The organism is Bordetella genomosp. 10 (assembly GCF_002261225.1).
GTDB lineage: Bacteria > Pseudomonadota > Gammaproteobacteria > Burkholderiales > Burkholderiaceae_B > Bordetella_C.
Genome location: NZ_NEVM01000001.1, coordinates 854185 through 868016, shown reverse-complemented (window position 1 = coordinate 868016; position 13832 = coordinate 854185). Strand labels below are relative to the sequence as shown.

Genomic DNA, 13832 nt, shown 5'->3' with positions numbered 1-13832 from the left:
CATGAAGAGATTACTGACGGGCGTGTTGCTCGCCTGCGCCGCATTCGGCGCGGCGGCGGAATCGCCCTGGCCCAAGGACCATCCCGTGCAGGTGGTGGTGCCCTTCCCCGCCGGCGGGGCCACCGATGCCATCGGCCGCATCATGGCCGAGCAATTGCAGAAGCGGCTGGGCGGCAACTTCATCGTGCAGAACCGTCCGGGCGCCACCGGCACGATAGGCGGCGGCTACGTCAGCCGCGCCGCGCCGGACGGCTACACCTTGATGATGTCGTCGCTGGGCACCTACGTGATCGCGCCGCACCTGATCAAGTCCATGCCCTACGACGCGCTGAAGGATTTCGACTACATCACCGTCGCGGTGCAGGCGCCCAACGTCCTGGTCGCCGGACCGGACAAGAAGGCGCGCACGGTGCAGGACGTCATCGCCGAACTGCGCGCCAGGCCGGGGCACGTGAGCTTCGCCAACTCCGGCTACGGCGCGTCGGACCACCTGTCGGCCGAAGTCTTCCTGCAGCAGACCGGCACCGAGGGCATGCACGTGGCCTACAAGGGCGGCGCGCCCGCCATCAGCGACCTCATGGGCGGCCAGGTCGACTATTCCTTCCAGAACGTCAACGCGGTGCTGGGCCTGATCCAGGCCGGCAAGCTGCACGCCATCGCGGTGACGGGCGCGCGGCGATCGCCCGTCCTGCCGGACGTGCCGACGCTGGCCGAAGCCGGCGTGCCCAACGCGGTGATCTATTCCTGGCAGGCCCTGGCCGCGCCCAAGGGCCTGCCGCCCGATATCAAGGCCAAGCTCGCCGCGGCCGCCATCGCCAGCATGAAGGACCCCGAGGTCGCCGGCAAGCTGGAGGAACAGGGCCTGGAGATCGTCGCCAACACCCCGGAGGAATTCACCGCCTTCCAGGCGCGGGAATACCAGCGCTGGAAGGACCTCATCGAGGCGCGGCATATCCACATCGACTAGTTCAAGTTCGCCGCGGCGCCCGAGGCGCCCGGGGCGCGCGGGCCGCGCGGGCCGCTCCGGTCGCCGAGCACCCGCAGCTTGCGCACCTCGGACACGTACATGATGATCAGCGACACCCACACCACGCCGTAGAGCAGCATGAAGTTGCTGGACCGCACCTGCAGCGTGTCCAGCAGCGCGCCGAACATCAGCGGCAGCAGGAAGCCGCCCAGGCCGCCGGCCAGGCCGACGATGCCGGACACCACGCCCATGTTGTCCGGGAAATCGTCGGCGACGTACTTGAAGGTCGACGCCATGCCGAAGGCGAAGCTCATGCCGAGCAGGAACAGCAGGCCCGTGAACAGCCAGATCGGCAGGTGGATGTGCAGCGACGCCGCGCCGCCTATCGTCCTGATGGTGAAGGTGGTGTCCGGGTAGGACAGCAGGAACAGGCATATCCATGCCACCCACAGGCACCACCACGTCGTGCTGTGCGCGCCCCACTTGTCGGCCAGCACGCCGCCCACGGCGCGCAGTATCGAGCCGGGCAGGGAAAAACCCGCCGCCAGGCCGGCCGCCGCCGCGATGCTCAGGCCGTACTCCGCCTTCATGTACTGGGGTATCCACAGCGACAAGGCCGTGAAGCCGCCGAAGGTGATCGAGTAGTACTGGCAGTAGCGCCACACCCTGGGGTCCTTCAGCACCTCGAACTGCGAGGCCAGGCTGCCGCCCTTCTTCCCCGCCCCGGGATCCCTGGCCGCCGCGAACCAGAAGCCCACGGCCGTCACCACCAGCACGACCGCGTAGATCTTCGGCACCATGCGCCAGCCGTAGTGATTCAGCAGGATGGGCGTGACGAACAGGTTGACGGCCGCCCCCACGGTCCCCGCGCCGAAGAACCCCATGGCGAAGCCGCGCCGGCTCGGCGGAAAGAAGCGCGCCACGTAGGGCGTGCCCACCGCGAACGAGGCGCCGACCAGGCCCAGGAACAGGCCGATGAACAGGAACTGCCACAAGGCCTGGGCATAGGCCACGAAGAAGACCGGCACCGCGCACAGCAGGAGCAGCACCGTCATCACGATGCGGCCGCCGTAGCGGTCGGTCCAGATGCCCAGGGGCAGGCGGAACACCGCGCCCGTCAACACCGGCGTCGACGTCAACAGCCCGAACTGGAAGGCGTTCAGGCCCAGCTCGTCGCGGATGGGAATCCCCAGCACGCCGAACATCATCCACACGACAAAGCAGACCATGAAGGCCAGGGTGCTGGCATACAGCACCGGATAGGCCCGGGGCAACGGTTGATCCATGTTCTTTCCTTTTAGGTTCCATCCATGCGTCACTGCACCAGCGGCGTGTCCGCGCCTTGCATCGCCACGCCCCGGATGCGCGCCTGTCCCACCAGCCATTGCAGGTATTGCGACTCCGCCCGCCGGCGGCTGGCCGCCTCCAGCCAACTGGCGATCATGGGCTTGACGGCCTCGTACTCGCCCGGCTCGCCGGCCTGCTTGCGGCCCGTGCGCACGATGTGAAAACCGTAGCGGGTGTCGATCAGGCGCGGCGCCAGCGTGTCGCCGGGCAGGCTGAAGACAGCCCGCTCGAATTCCTCCACCGCGTCGCCGCGCCGCAACTCGCCCAGTTGGCCGCCGCCCGCGCCCGAGGGGCAGTTGGAATAACGGCGGGCGCATTCGGCGAAGTCCTCGCGGCCCGCCAGCAGGCCGTTGAGGATGCCGGTGGCGTGGGCGCGCAGGCGCTGGGGATCGATGCGCGGGGTCAGTTGGAAAAGAATGTGGCTGACCTCCACGCTCTCGCCCGTCATGAAGCGTTCCAGGTGCTGTTCGAAATAGCGCCGGCAGGTGTCCTCGTCGGCCGCCGGCGTCTTCACCTCGGCCGCCAGCACCGCCCGGACGGCGGCCTCGGCGTCCGGCTCGGCGATGCCCAGCTCCGCCGCGCGCTGGCGCAGCAGTTCGCGCAGCACCAGTTCGTGCGCGGCGCTCATCATGGGATCCTCGGCGCCCTGGTGGCGCGCCGCCTCGGCCCCGAGGTCCGCTTCGCTGATGGCCGTACCGTTGACGGTGATCATGGCGTCTCCTCAGCGCGAACGCACCAGTTGCCAGGCGCGGCCCAGGTAGGCGACGGAGGCGAAGCCGCTCCAGACGTGCACCAGGCGGGTGAAGGGAAAGATCACGAACAGCGTCATGCCCAGCACCATGTGCGCCTGGTAGATCATCGGCACGCCGGCGATGATGGCGGCGGCGCCGCCGCGGAAGGTCACGATGTGCTGCGCCCAATCGCCCAGCGCCACCATGACGCCGCCGTCGTGGTGCTGCCGCGAGGTCAGGATGGAAATCAGGCCCAGGGTCAGCACGATCAGGATCCAGATCAGGGTCAGCCAGTCCGACGTGCGCGAGGTCGCGCGCAGGCGCGGCTCGCTGAAGCGGCGCCAGATCAGCAGCACCAGCCCCGCGAAGCAGACCAGTCCCAGGATGGCGCCGACCACGATGGCCATCTCCTGCTTGGCCGCCGTGCTCAGCCCCAGCGCGTGATACACCGCCGGCGGCGTCAGCAGGCCCACCAGGTGCGTGAAGAACAGGGCGATGATGCCCAGGTGGAAAAGATTGCTGCCCCAGCGCAGCGTGCCGTGCTTGAGCAACTGGCTGGAATCGCTCTTCCAGCGGTACTGGTCGCGGTCGTAGCGGGCCAGGCTGCCCAGCAGGAATATCGTCAACGCGATATAGGGGTAGACCGCGAAGAAGAAGTAGCGCAGGTAATCGCCCATGATGATGGTCTCCTCAAGTCCGCGCGGGACCGCTCTGAACAGGCGGCGCCGGCGGCGCCGCGCCGCCGCGCTTGCCGCGCGGATCCGAGGCATGGAAGCGCAGCGGCGCCTCGCCCTGCATCTGCCGCAGCATGGTGCCGGGGCCGCCGGCCTCGGGGCCGAAGACCACGGGGGTTTCCTCCAGCCCGCCTTCCGGCGCCTCGGGCAAGGGCTGGGGCTGGACATCGGTCTTGCCGCGCAGCACCGCGAAGACGCAGGCGTAAGGGCTCTTCGCCTCGGCCAGCTTGTCGCCCAGCCGCGCCAGCACGTGGATGGCGTCGCCCAGCAGGCGACTCGCGTCCGCCGGCGGGATCCGGGCCAGGAATTCGAGGAAGAGCGGCACGTAGTCCGGCAGTTCGGCCGGGTCGGGCGCCAGCCCGTGCGCCAGGTATTCCTCGCGCAGGTCGACCATGGCCTGCCCGCGGTCGCGCGATTGCCCGTGCACGTGCTCGAACAGATGCAGGGAATGCGCGGGGCGGCTGTCGAAGGTCTCGACGTAGACTTCCTGCAAGGCGATCAGGTCGGCGGCGTTGGCGAACCATGCCAGCAGCGGCGCCAGGGCGGCGCGCGCGGCGGCGGGCAGCGCCTGGCGCATCTCCGGCAGCGCGGACACCCAGTCCGCCTCGGGATAGCGCAGCAGCAGGGACAGGGCCGCGTAGAGCTCGGCGTCGGCGCCGGCCGGCGTTGTGTCCGGCGTTGTATCCGGCGTGGCGTCCGATTCAGCGGCCGGTGTGGCGTTGGACAGACTCATATCCTCTCCTCAGCGCGTACGCGCGACTTCGACTTCCATGAAGACCGTCTTGCGCGCATCTCCCTTGGGCTTGGCGCCGAACAGCGAAGACGGCGACGAAGCCGGCGCGCCGGGCGAACACCCGTTGCCGAAGGAAAAACCGCAACTGCCCTTCAGGTCGAAGGCGTCCTCGGCGTATTCGCGGTGCGCGGTCGGGATGACGAAGCGGTCTTCGTAATTGGCGATGGCCAGGTAGCGGTACATCTCCTCGATCTGCGCCACGGACAGGCCCACCTGTTGCAGGATGGCCGGCCGCTCCTCCCCGTCCACGGTGCGCGCCCGCATGAATGCGCGCATCGCCAGCAGGCGCTCCAGCGCCAGCGCCACCGGCGCCTCATCGCCGGCGGTCAGCAGGTTGGCCAGGTAGCGCAGCGGAATGCGCAGGGACTTCACGTCCGGCAGCTCGCCGAAGCTGCCGACCTGCCCGCTGCTGGCGGCGGCCTGGATGGGCGACAGCGGCGGCACGTACCAGACCATGGGCAGCGTGCGGTACTCCGGGTGCAGGGGGAAGGCGATGCGCCACTGGACGGCCATCTTGTAGGTGGGCGACTGCCGCGCGGCTTGCAGCCAGTCCTCCGGCACGCCGTCGGCGCGCGCCTGGGCGATGACCGCGGGGTCCTCGGGATCGAGGAACACGTCCAGTTGCGACTCGTACAAGCCGCGCTCGTCCGCCACCGAGGCCGCGGCCTGGATGCGGTCGGCGTCGTACAGCAGCACGCCCAGGTAGCGGATGCGCCCGACGCAGGTTTCCGAACAGACCGTGGGCTGCCCCGCCTCGATGCGCGGATAGCAGAAGATGCACTTCTCGGCCTTGCCGCTGTTCCAGTTGTAGTAGATCTTCTTGTACGGGCAGCCGGACACGCACATGCGCCAGCCGCGGCACTTGTTCTGATCCACCAGCACGATGCCGTCCTCCTCGCGCTTGTAGATCGACCCCGACGGGCAACTCGCCACGCAACTGGGATTCAGGCAGTGCTCGCACAGGCGCGGCAGGTACATCATGAAGGTGTGCTCGAACTGGCCGTAGATGTCCTTCTGCACGTCCTCGAAGTTGTAGTCCTTCGAGCGCTTGGCGAACTCGCCGCCCAGGATCTCCTCCCAGTTGGGGCCCCATTCGATCTTCTCCATCCGCTGGCCGGTGATCAGCGAACGCGGACGCGCTGTCGGCGCGGCCTTGAGCTCCGGCGCCGACTGCAGGTGGTCGTAGTCGAAGGTGAAGGGCTCGTAGTAGTCGTCGATCTCCGGCAGGTTGGGGTTGGCGAAGATGTGCGCCAGCAGCTTGACCTTGCCGCCCTGGCGCGGCTCTATCCGCCCGTTGGCCAGGCGGCGCCAGCCGCCGTTCCAGTGCGCCTGGTTTTCCCAATCCTTGGGATAACCGATGCCGGGCTTGGTCTCGACGTTGTTGAACCAGGCGTACTCCATGCCCTCGCGCGAGGTCCAGACGTTCTTGCAGGTCACCGAACAGGTGTGGCAGCCGATGCACTTGTCCAGGTTCAACACCATGGCGATTTGCGCGCGTACTTTCATGCCGATCTCCTCATGCCTCGGCCGTGGCGGCCCGGCGTTCGCCTTCCAGCCAGTCGACGCGCGCCAGCTTGCGCACGATAACGAATTCGTCGCGGTTCGAGCCGACGGTGCCGTAGTAATTCAAGCCATAGGACAACTGCGCGTAGCCGCCGATCATGTGGGTCGGCTTGAGCACGATGCGGGTCACCGAGTTGTGGATGCCGCCGCGCGTCCCGGTGATCTCGGAACCCGGCATGTTCACGATCTTCTCCTGCGCGTGATACATCATCGTCATGCCCTCCGGCACGCGCTGGCTCACCACCACGCGCGCCACCAGGGCGCCGTTGACGTTGAAGGCTTCCACCCAGTCGTTGTCCACCAGGCCCGCGCGCACGGCGTCCTTTTCCGACATCCAGATGATGGGACCGCCGCGCGACAGCGTCAGCAGCAGAAGATTGTCGGTATAGGTGGAATGGATGCCCCACTTCTGGTGCGGCGTGATGAAGTTCAGCACCACGCTCTTGTTGCCGTTGTCGCGCACGCCTTCCATCGGGCGCACCGACTTGGTGTCCACCGGCGGCCGGTAGACGCACAGCCCCTCGCCGAAGGCCAGCATCCAGGGATGATCCTGGTACAACTGCTGGCGCCCCGTGAGCGTGCGCCACGGGATGAGCTCGTGCACGTTGGTGTAGCCGGCGTTGTAGCTGACCTTGTCGGACTCGACGCCGGACCAGGTCGGCGAGGAAATGATCTTGTGCGGCTGCGAGACCAGGTCGCGGAAGCGTATCTTCTCGTGCTCGCGCGGCAGCGCCAGGTGCGTGTGGTCCCGGCCGGTCTGGGCCGACAGCGCCTGCCAGGCCTTCACCGCGACCTGGCCGTTGGTCTCCGGCGCCAGGGTGAGGATGGTCTCCGCCGCGTCGATATCGGTGTCGATGCGCGGCAGGCCCTGGGCCGCGCCCGCTTCGCCGACCACGTAGTTCAGCTTGCCGAGCAGGTCGCACTCGGTTTCGGCCTTCCAGTTGATGCCCTTGCCGCCCACGCCCAGCTTGCGGGTCAGGGGGCCGAGCGAGGTGTACTGGTCGTACAGGTCGCCGTAGCGCCGCTCGACGAGGGCGATCGACGGCGCCGTCTTGCCGGGGATCATGTCGACCTCGCCGCGCGTCCAGTCCTTCACTTCCCAGGGATAGCCCAGTTCTCCCGGCGTGTCGTGTTGCAGCGGCGTCAGCACCAGGTCGCGCGCCACCGGCAATTCTTCCTTGGCCAGGCGGCTGAAGGCCGCGGCGATGCCCTTGTAGATGTCCCAATCGCTGCGCGATTCCCACACCGGGTCCACCGCCGCCGTGAACGGGTGGATGAAGGGATGCATGTCCGAGGTGTTGAGGTCGTTCTTCTCGTACCAGGTCGCCGTCGGCAGCACCACGTCGGAGTACACGCAGGTCGTGGACATGCGGAAATCCAGCGTCACCACCAGGTCCAGCTTGCCGCGCGGCGCTTCCTCGCGCCAGACCACCTCTTGCGGCTTCTCCCCGCCCATCTCGCCCAGGTCCTTGCCCTGCACGCCGTGCTCGGTGCCCAGCAGGTGCTTGAGGAAGTATTCGTGTCCCTTGCCCGACGAGCCCAGCAGGTTGGAGCGCCACACGAACAGGTTGCGCGGATGGTTGTTGGGATGGTCCGGGTCCTCGCAGGCGAACTTCAGGCGGCCGCTGCGCAGGCCCTCGGCGGCGTAGGCCACCGGGTCCTGGCCGGCGGCCTCGGCGGCGCGCGCCACCGCCAGCGGATTGTCGTGCAGTTGCGGCGCCGAGGGCAGCCAGCCCATGCGTTCGGCGCGGACGTTGAAGTCGATCATGGAGCCGCGGAACTGGCTGGCGTCAGCCAGCGGCGACAGGATCTCGTCGACCTTAAGCGTCTCGTAGCGCCACTGGTCCGTATGGGCGTAGAAGAAGGAGGTGCCGTTCATGTGGCGCGGCGGCCGGTTCCAGTCCAGGCCGAAGGCCAGCGTGGTCCAGCCGGTCTGCGGCCGCAGCTTTTCCTGGCCCACGTAGTGGCACCAGCCGCCGCCGGACTTGCCGACGCAGCCGCACATCACCACCAGGTTGATGATGCCGCGGTAGACCATGTCCATGTGGTACCAGTGGTTCAGCCCCGCGCCCAGGATGATCATGGACTTGCCCTGGGTCTTGTCGGCGTTCTGGGCGAACTGGCGCGCCACCGTGATGACGTCTTCCCGCTTCACCCCGGTGATGCGCTCCTGCCAGGCCGGGGTGTAGGGCACGTCGTCGTCGTAGCTCGCAGCGACGTTGCCCCCGCCCAGGCCGCGGTCCACGCCATAGTTGGCCATCAGCAGGTCGTAGACCGTGACCACCAGCGCCTCGCCTTCGCGCGTGGCGACGCGGCGCGCCGCCATGTTGCGCACCTGGATCTCGTCGTGGTCCGTGCCCTGGAAATAGTCGTGCTCGCGCGCGCCGAAATAGGGAAAGGCGACCGGCACGACGTCGCTGTGCACGCCCACCAGGCTCAGCCGCAGGTCGACGTCGGCGCCGTCGGCGTCCTTGCTTTCCAGGTTCCACTTGCCCTGGTCGCCGCCTTCCTTCTGGCCCCAGCGGAAACCGATGGAGCCGCGCGGCGCCACCAGGACGTCGCGCCCCTGGCCCTCGTCGTAGGCCAGCGGCTTCCATTCGGGATTGTTGTCCTGGCCCAGGCCGCCCTCGATGTCGGCCGCCCGCAGCAGGCGCTCCGGCACGTAGCGGCCGTCGCGCTCGGCCAGGCGCACCAGGAAAGGCATGTCGGAGTAGCGCTTGCAGTAATCGCGGAAGTAGGCGCTGCGCCCTTCCAGATGGAATTCCTTCAGGATCACGTGGCCCATGGCCAGCGCCAGCGCCGCGTCGGTGCCCTGCTTGGGATGCAGCCAGATGTCGCCGAACTTGGCGCCCTCGGCATAGTCGGGGAAGACCGAGACGATCTTCGCGCCGCGGTAGCGCGCCTCGACCATGAAGTGCGCGTCGGGCGTGCGCGTCTGCGGCACGTTCGAGCCCCACATCATGATGAAGCTGGAGTTGAACCAGTCGGCCGATTCGGCCACGTCGGTCTGTTCGCCCCAGGTCTGCGGGCTGGACGGCGGCAGGTCGCAATACCAGTCGTAGAAGCTGAGGATGGTCCCGCCCAGCAGCGACAGATAGCGGCTGCCCGCGGAGAAGGACACCATGGACATGGCCGGGATGGGCGAGAAACCCACCACGCGGTCCGGGCCGTATTCCTTGGCGGTATGCAGGTTGGCGGCGGCCACCAGCTCGTTGACCTCGTCCCACCCGGCGCGCACGAAGCCGCCCATGCCGCGCACGGACTTGTACGCTTGCGACAGCTCCGGGTTCGCGCAGATGTGGCGCCAGGCCTGCACCGGCGCCATGGTCTTGCGCGCCTCGCGCCACATGCGGGCCAGGCGGCCGCGGATCATGGGGTACTTGATGCGGTTGGCGCTATAGAGATACCAGGAATAGGACGCGCCGCGCGAACAGCCGCGCGGTTCGTGATTGGGCATGTCCGGCCGCGTGCGCGGGTAGTCGGTCTGCTGCGTCTCCCAGGTGACGATGCCGCCCTTGACGTAGATCTTCCACGAACAGGAGCCGGTGCAATTGACGCCATGGGTGGAGCGCACGACCTTGTCGTGCTGCCAGCGGTCGCGGTAGGCCGTTTCCCAGGTCCGGTCCTCGCGGCTGAGGCTGCCGTGCCCGTCGGCGAAAGCCTTCCTGGGACGGGAGAAATACTTGAGACGGTCTAGAAAGAAACTCACGGCAAGCACTCCTCTCCCGCGCGCGGCACGGACGCGCGAGGAAACCCGACGGGCCGCGGCGGGCGGCGTCGTATCAAATGACGAAGGTTGGATGCGCGGGCGAGCCCCCCATTGGACTCGCGCGACTGAGGCCGGGTCCAGGCGCGGAAACCGGCCGGACTTGCCCCGAGGATTGCGGCGGCTGCAGCCGCCAGCGCTGATGACAGTCGCGGCAGTGGCGCCGCGCACAGGATGAAGAGCGTTACGCCGTCGTCGTCTCAACAAGAGACCCCGGGACCGCCAGTCAACTGTTCTTTAATCAGTCAGCGATTGAACTATACAGGCAACCCCAGGCGGAAAAGCGCCGTTCCTCTTGCGGGAGCGGGAAAAAACGGGATTGTTTGCGCCAGATCAAGAAAGCGGGGCCGCCGTCATCCGGAACGCCGCGCCGCCGCAACGTCCCCGGTGCGTTTACACTTGCCCGGCCACAACCGAGATGGACGGATCATGCTTACTCCCGGCTTCCTGCAACGCGCCGCGCGCCGCGCCGCGGCCACGCTGGCCCTGGCCCTGCCCCTGGCCACGGCGTTCATGCCTTGCGCGCGCGCCGAGGGCCTGTTCAACCTGGACCTGCTCGATATGTGGCGCCAGGGCGACGAGGCGGCGGCCATGCTGGCCATCATGGAAGTCGACCTGAACGAATCGGACACCATCGAAGGCAGCAGCATCAAGCTGGGCCAGTGCCCCTTGCCCAACACCGAGGACATCAACCGCGACGGTCCCTGCTACGCCTTCACGCTGACCGACAGCCATCTGCAGGTGTCGGACATCCAGTCCAACGTGGTGGCGCGGCTGGGCAACACCGACTACGTGCTGCTGCGCTGGCGCACCAGCGGCGAGGCCAACGACGGCCACTTCGTCTATATCAAGACGGGCTACAACGGCCTGTACAACGGCAACGCCGATTCGCTCTACGACCTGAGCCGCCTGCCCGGCGTGATGAACCCCGACGCGCCCTACCAGTTTCTCCACGAACGCTACGACGACCAGTTGAACCTGCTGTACCGCAAGACGCTGGACGCGCCCGGCCTGGCGCCGGATCGCGTGCGCGGCCTGCGCGATAGCCAGCGGAAATGGCTGAAGGGCGCCAACGCGTTGTGCGGTGCCGCCGCCGACCCCGAATCGCACGCCGGCTGCCTGCTGCCGCTGACCGCGAAACGGGTCTGGGAAATCAAGCGCATGCGCATCGACTGGGGCCTGGCGCGAGACCTTAGCTGAATTCGTCGAACAGCCGCGCCACCAGCGGATTGTGCGCGTCGCGCCGGCTGACGCCATAGGTTTCCGAACGCGCCTCCACGCCGGCCAGGGGGCGGAACGCCGCCCCGCGCAGGGCAGAGTGCTGGAGGGCCCGCGGCACCAATCCCACCCCCAGGCCCTGCGCCACCAGCGACACCACGGCCAGCCAATGGCGCACCTCGTGCCGCACCTCCGGACGGAAGCCCGCCTCCGCGCAGATGGCCAGGATACGGTCGTAGTAGTCGGGCGAGACGCTTTGCGAGAACAGGACGAAGGGCTCGCCGGTGAGGTCCACGGGCCGCACGGCGGCGCCGCGCGCCAGCCGGTGCCGGGCCGGCAGGCAGCAGACGAACGGTTCGGACAACAGCAGGCGGCTGTCGAGCTCGTCGGGCATGCGGCTGGTGTGGATGAAGCCGAGGTCCAGGCGGTCGTGCATCAGGCCCGCGATCTGGTCGCCCGAGTTCAATTCGGTCAGCGTCACCCGCACCTGGGGATAGCGCGCCTGGAAGTTGCGCAGGGCCTGCGGCAGCCCGCGGTACAGCATGGCGCCGACGAAGCCGACGCGCAGCCGGCCGGCCAGGCCGGCCGCCACGTTGCGCGCCTCCAGCGCCGCTTCCTCGGCCTGCGCCAGGATCTTGCGCGCGGAGATCCGCATCGCCTGCCCCGCGGCCGTCAGGCGCACTTCCTTGTTGTTGCGCTCGAACAGGCGCGCGCCGACGCTTTCCTCCAATTGCCGTATCGCCACCGACAGCGGCGGCTGCGAGATCGACAGCCGGGCCGCCGCGCGGCTGAAATGCAGCTCCTCGGCCAGGACGGAGAAATAGCGCAGATGCCTCAGTTCCATGGGTAGCCTCCTTCCTTCGCGGAATGGCGAAGGCCGCGCCGTCCGCGCAGGCAGGCGAGGCCATCATATTTTTCTCGAATCGTATAAAACAAAATCAATATTGGATAGCTATCGTACGCCTGCCTAGAATCCGTGGATAAACCATCCCGCCGAGGAGACACGGCATGCCGCAGGCCGAACAACACCCCATCCCCGACCGCCGGGGCGAGAACTTCTACGCCGCCGACGCCGAGCTGCATGCGCTGCTGCCGCTCTACCTGCCCGGCGACCTGCTGCGCCACATGGCGCCCCACTTCTCGCGCATGGGCGAGCTGGCCGGCGGCAAGGTCGACGACCTCGCCGGCATCGCGGACCATCATCCGCCCACGCTGCAATACCGCTCGCGCAACGGCCTGGACGAACAGCGCGTCCTCAAGCATCCCGCCTACGTGGCGCTGGAGCGCATCGCGCTCAGCGAGTTCGGCCTGGGCGCCATGTCGCATCGCGACGAAACGCTCGGCTGGCGGGGTCCCATGCCGGCCACCGTCAAGTACGTGCTGACCTATCTCTTCGTGCAGTCCGAATTCGGCCTGTGCTGCCCGGTGTCGATGACCGACTCCCTGACCCGCACGCTGCGCAAGTTCGGCAGCCCCGAGCTGATCGCCCGCTACCTGCCGCGCCTGACCTCGCTGGATTTCGAGGAACTGGCCCAGGGCGCCATGTTCATGACGGAGCAGGCGGCCGGCTCGGACATCGCCGCCACCACGGCGCGCGCCGAACCCGCCGGCGACGGCAGTTGGCTGCTGCACGGCGACAAATGGTTCTGCTCGAATCCGGACGCCGACCTGGCCATGGTGCTGGCGCGGCCCGACGGCGCGCCGGCTGGCATGAAGGGGATTTCGCTCTTCCTGCTGCCGCGCCGCCTGGAAGACGGCAGCGCCAACCGCTACCGCATCGTGCGGCTGAAGGACAAGCTCGGCACGCGCTCCATGGCCAGCGGCGAGATCCGCCTGGAAGGGGCGGTCGCCTACCTGGTCGGCGAGGCGGGCCGGGGCTTCGTGCAGATCGCCGACATGGTGAACAACTCCCGGCTGTCCAACGGCGTGCGCGCGGCCGGCCTGATGCGGCGCGCCGTGGCGGAGGCCGAGTTCATCGCCCGCGAACGGCGCGCCTTCGGCCGCAGCCTGCGCGACATGCCGCTGATGCGGCGCCAGCTCGACAAGCTGCGCGTCCCCGCCGAACAGGCGCGCACGATGATGTTCCAGACGGCGCGGGCCCTGGCGCGCTCCGACGCGGGCGAGGCCGGCGCCTATTCCCTGCTGCGCATCCTCACCCCGCTGATCAAGTTCCGCGCCTGCCGCGACGCCCGCAAGGTCACCGGCGACGCGATGGAAGTGCGCGGCGGCTGCGGCTATATCGAGGAATGGAGCGACCCGCGCCTGGTCCGCGACGCCCATCTCGGCTCGATCTGGGAGGGCACCAGCAATATCGTGGCGCTGGACGTGATTCGCGCGATCAAGCGCGACGACGCCCTGCCCGCGCTGCGCGCGCACACGGAAGACCTGCTGGCCCGCGCCGCCGCCGGCGGGCTTGCCCCGGCCTTCGCCGACGCGCTGCGCCGGGCGATGGACGGCGCCTGCGCCCTGGCGGAGACCGCGGCCCGGGATGGCGGCGACGTGCTGGCCCGGCAGGCCGCCTCGGCGCTGTACCACTGCGCCAGCGCCATCGCCATGGCCTGGGAAGCCGTCGAAGGCGGCTCGGCCGACCGCCTGCGCTGGGCGCAACTGGTCCTGCAACACCGCGTGCTGCCCCGCGATCCGCTGGCGCCGGATGGCTTGCCCGCGGACTGGAACCCAGTCGCGGCCACGGCGCCCACGGCGTAATCCAAAG

The 13832-nt window shown here is 68.4% G+C and carries 10 protein-coding genes; 3 read left to right on the top strand and 7 right to left on the bottom strand.

The window, feature by feature from the left end; genetic code table 11:
• The first annotated feature begins 1 nt into the window (after window position 1).
• Window positions 2–967 carry a Bug family tripartite tricarboxylate transporter substrate binding protein gene (locus CAL29_RS03755; RefSeq protein WP_094851637.1) on the top strand — a complete coding sequence of 322 codons (966 nt, stop codon included), beginning with the start codon at window positions 2–4 and terminating at the stop codon, window positions 965–967.
• Here the strand turns inward: CAL29_RS03755 and CAL29_RS03750 are convergent.
• Genes CAL29_RS03750 through CAL29_RS03725 form a run of 6 tightly spaced genes read right to left on the bottom strand, consistent with a single transcriptional unit; the run spans window position 964 to window position 9844 of the window.
• Window positions 964–2253 (bottom strand): MFS transporter, encoded by a 1290-nt coding sequence (locus CAL29_RS03750; protein ID WP_094851636.1) that lies wholly within the window; start codon window positions 2251–2253, stop codon window positions 964–966. The two genes, CAL29_RS03755 and CAL29_RS03750, sit on opposite strands and share 4 nt — an antisense overlap.
• A gap of 29 nt (window positions 2254–2282) precedes the next feature.
• Entirely contained in the window at window positions 2283–3026 is a 744-nt protein-coding gene (locus CAL29_RS03745; protein ID WP_094851635.1) for a peptidylprolyl isomerase, read from the bottom strand.
• A 9-nt stretch (window positions 3027–3035) separates the two neighbouring features.
• Entirely contained in the window at window positions 3036–3722 is a 687-nt protein-coding gene (gene narI, locus CAL29_RS03740) for a respiratory nitrate reductase subunit gamma (RefSeq protein WP_094851634.1), read from the bottom strand.
• Window positions 3723–3735: 13 nt separating this feature from the next.
• Entirely contained in the window at window positions 3736–4512 is a 777-nt protein-coding gene (gene narJ, locus CAL29_RS03735) for a nitrate reductase molybdenum cofactor assembly chaperone (RefSeq protein WP_094851633.1), read from the bottom strand.
• Window positions 4513–4521: 9 nt separating this feature from the next.
• On the bottom strand, window positions 4522–6078 hold the full coding sequence (gene narH, locus CAL29_RS03730) for a nitrate reductase subunit beta (protein WP_094851632.1): 1557 nt from the start codon (window positions 6076–6078) through the stop codon (window positions 4522–4524).
• 10 nt (window positions 6079–6088) lie between these two features.
• Window positions 6089–9844 carry a nitrate reductase subunit alpha gene (locus CAL29_RS03725; RefSeq protein WP_094851631.1) on the bottom strand — a complete coding sequence of 1252 codons (3756 nt, stop codon included), beginning with the start codon at window positions 9842–9844 and terminating at the stop codon, window positions 6089–6091.
• A 486-nt stretch (window positions 9845–10330) separates the two neighbouring features.
• Between CAL29_RS03725 and CAL29_RS03720 the strand changes: the two genes are divergently transcribed.
• The gene (locus CAL29_RS03720) at window positions 10331–11101 is read left to right on the top strand and encodes a lysozyme inhibitor LprI family protein (protein ID WP_094851630.1); all 771 of its coding nucleotides are present in this window, start codon (window positions 10331–10333) and stop codon (window positions 11099–11101) included.
• Here the strand turns inward: CAL29_RS03720 and CAL29_RS03715 are convergent.
• Complete coding sequence (locus CAL29_RS03715) at window positions 11094–11963, bottom strand: LysR substrate-binding domain-containing protein (RefSeq protein ID WP_094851629.1); 870 nt, start codon at window positions 11961–11963, stop codon at window positions 11094–11096. The two genes, CAL29_RS03720 and CAL29_RS03715, sit on opposite strands and share 8 nt — an antisense overlap.
• Window positions 11964–12127: 164 nt before the next feature.
• On the opposite strand from CAL29_RS03715, the gene CAL29_RS03710 reads away from it, so the two are divergent.
• A complete protein-coding gene (locus tag CAL29_RS03710; RefSeq protein ID WP_094851628.1) occupies window positions 12128–13825 on the top strand; it encodes an acyl-CoA dehydrogenase family protein in 1698 nt (565 codons plus the stop codon).
• Window positions 13826–13832 lie beyond the last annotated feature (7 nt).

What these genes read in the sequence shown, in the direction of transcription:
- CAL29_RS03755 (WP_094851637.1), top strand. Translation starts at nt 2, where the DNA reads ATGAAGAGATTACTGACGGGCGTGTTGCTCGCCTGCGCCGCATTCGGC.
- CAL29_RS03750 (WP_094851636.1), bottom strand. Translation starts at nt 2,253, where the DNA reads ATGGATCAACCGTTGCCCCGGGCCTATCCGGTGCTGTATGCCAGCACC.
- CAL29_RS03745 (WP_094851635.1), bottom strand. Translation starts at nt 3,026, where the DNA reads ATGATCACCGTCAACGGTACGGCCATCAGCGAAGCGGACCTCGGGGCC.
- narI (WP_094851634.1), bottom strand. Translation starts at nt 3,722, where the DNA reads ATGGGCGATTACCTGCGCTACTTCTTCTTCGCGGTCTACCCCTATATC.
- narJ (WP_094851633.1), bottom strand. Translation starts at nt 4,512, where the DNA reads ATGAGTCTGTCCAACGCCACACCGGCCGCTGAATCGGACGCCACGCCG.
- narH (WP_094851632.1), bottom strand. Translation starts at nt 6,078, where the DNA reads ATGAAAGTACGCGCGCAAATCGCCATGGTGTTGAACCTGGACAAGTGC.
- CAL29_RS03720 (WP_094851630.1), top strand. Translation starts at nt 10,331, where the DNA reads ATGCTTACTCCCGGCTTCCTGCAACGCGCCGCGCGCCGCGCCGCGGCC.
- CAL29_RS03715 (WP_094851629.1), bottom strand. Translation starts at nt 11,963, where the DNA reads ATGGAACTGAGGCATCTGCGCTATTTCTCCGTCCTGGCCGAGGAGCTG.
- CAL29_RS03710 (WP_094851628.1), top strand. Translation starts at nt 12,128, where the DNA reads ATGCCGCAGGCCGAACAACACCCCATCCCCGACCGCCGGGGCGAGAAC.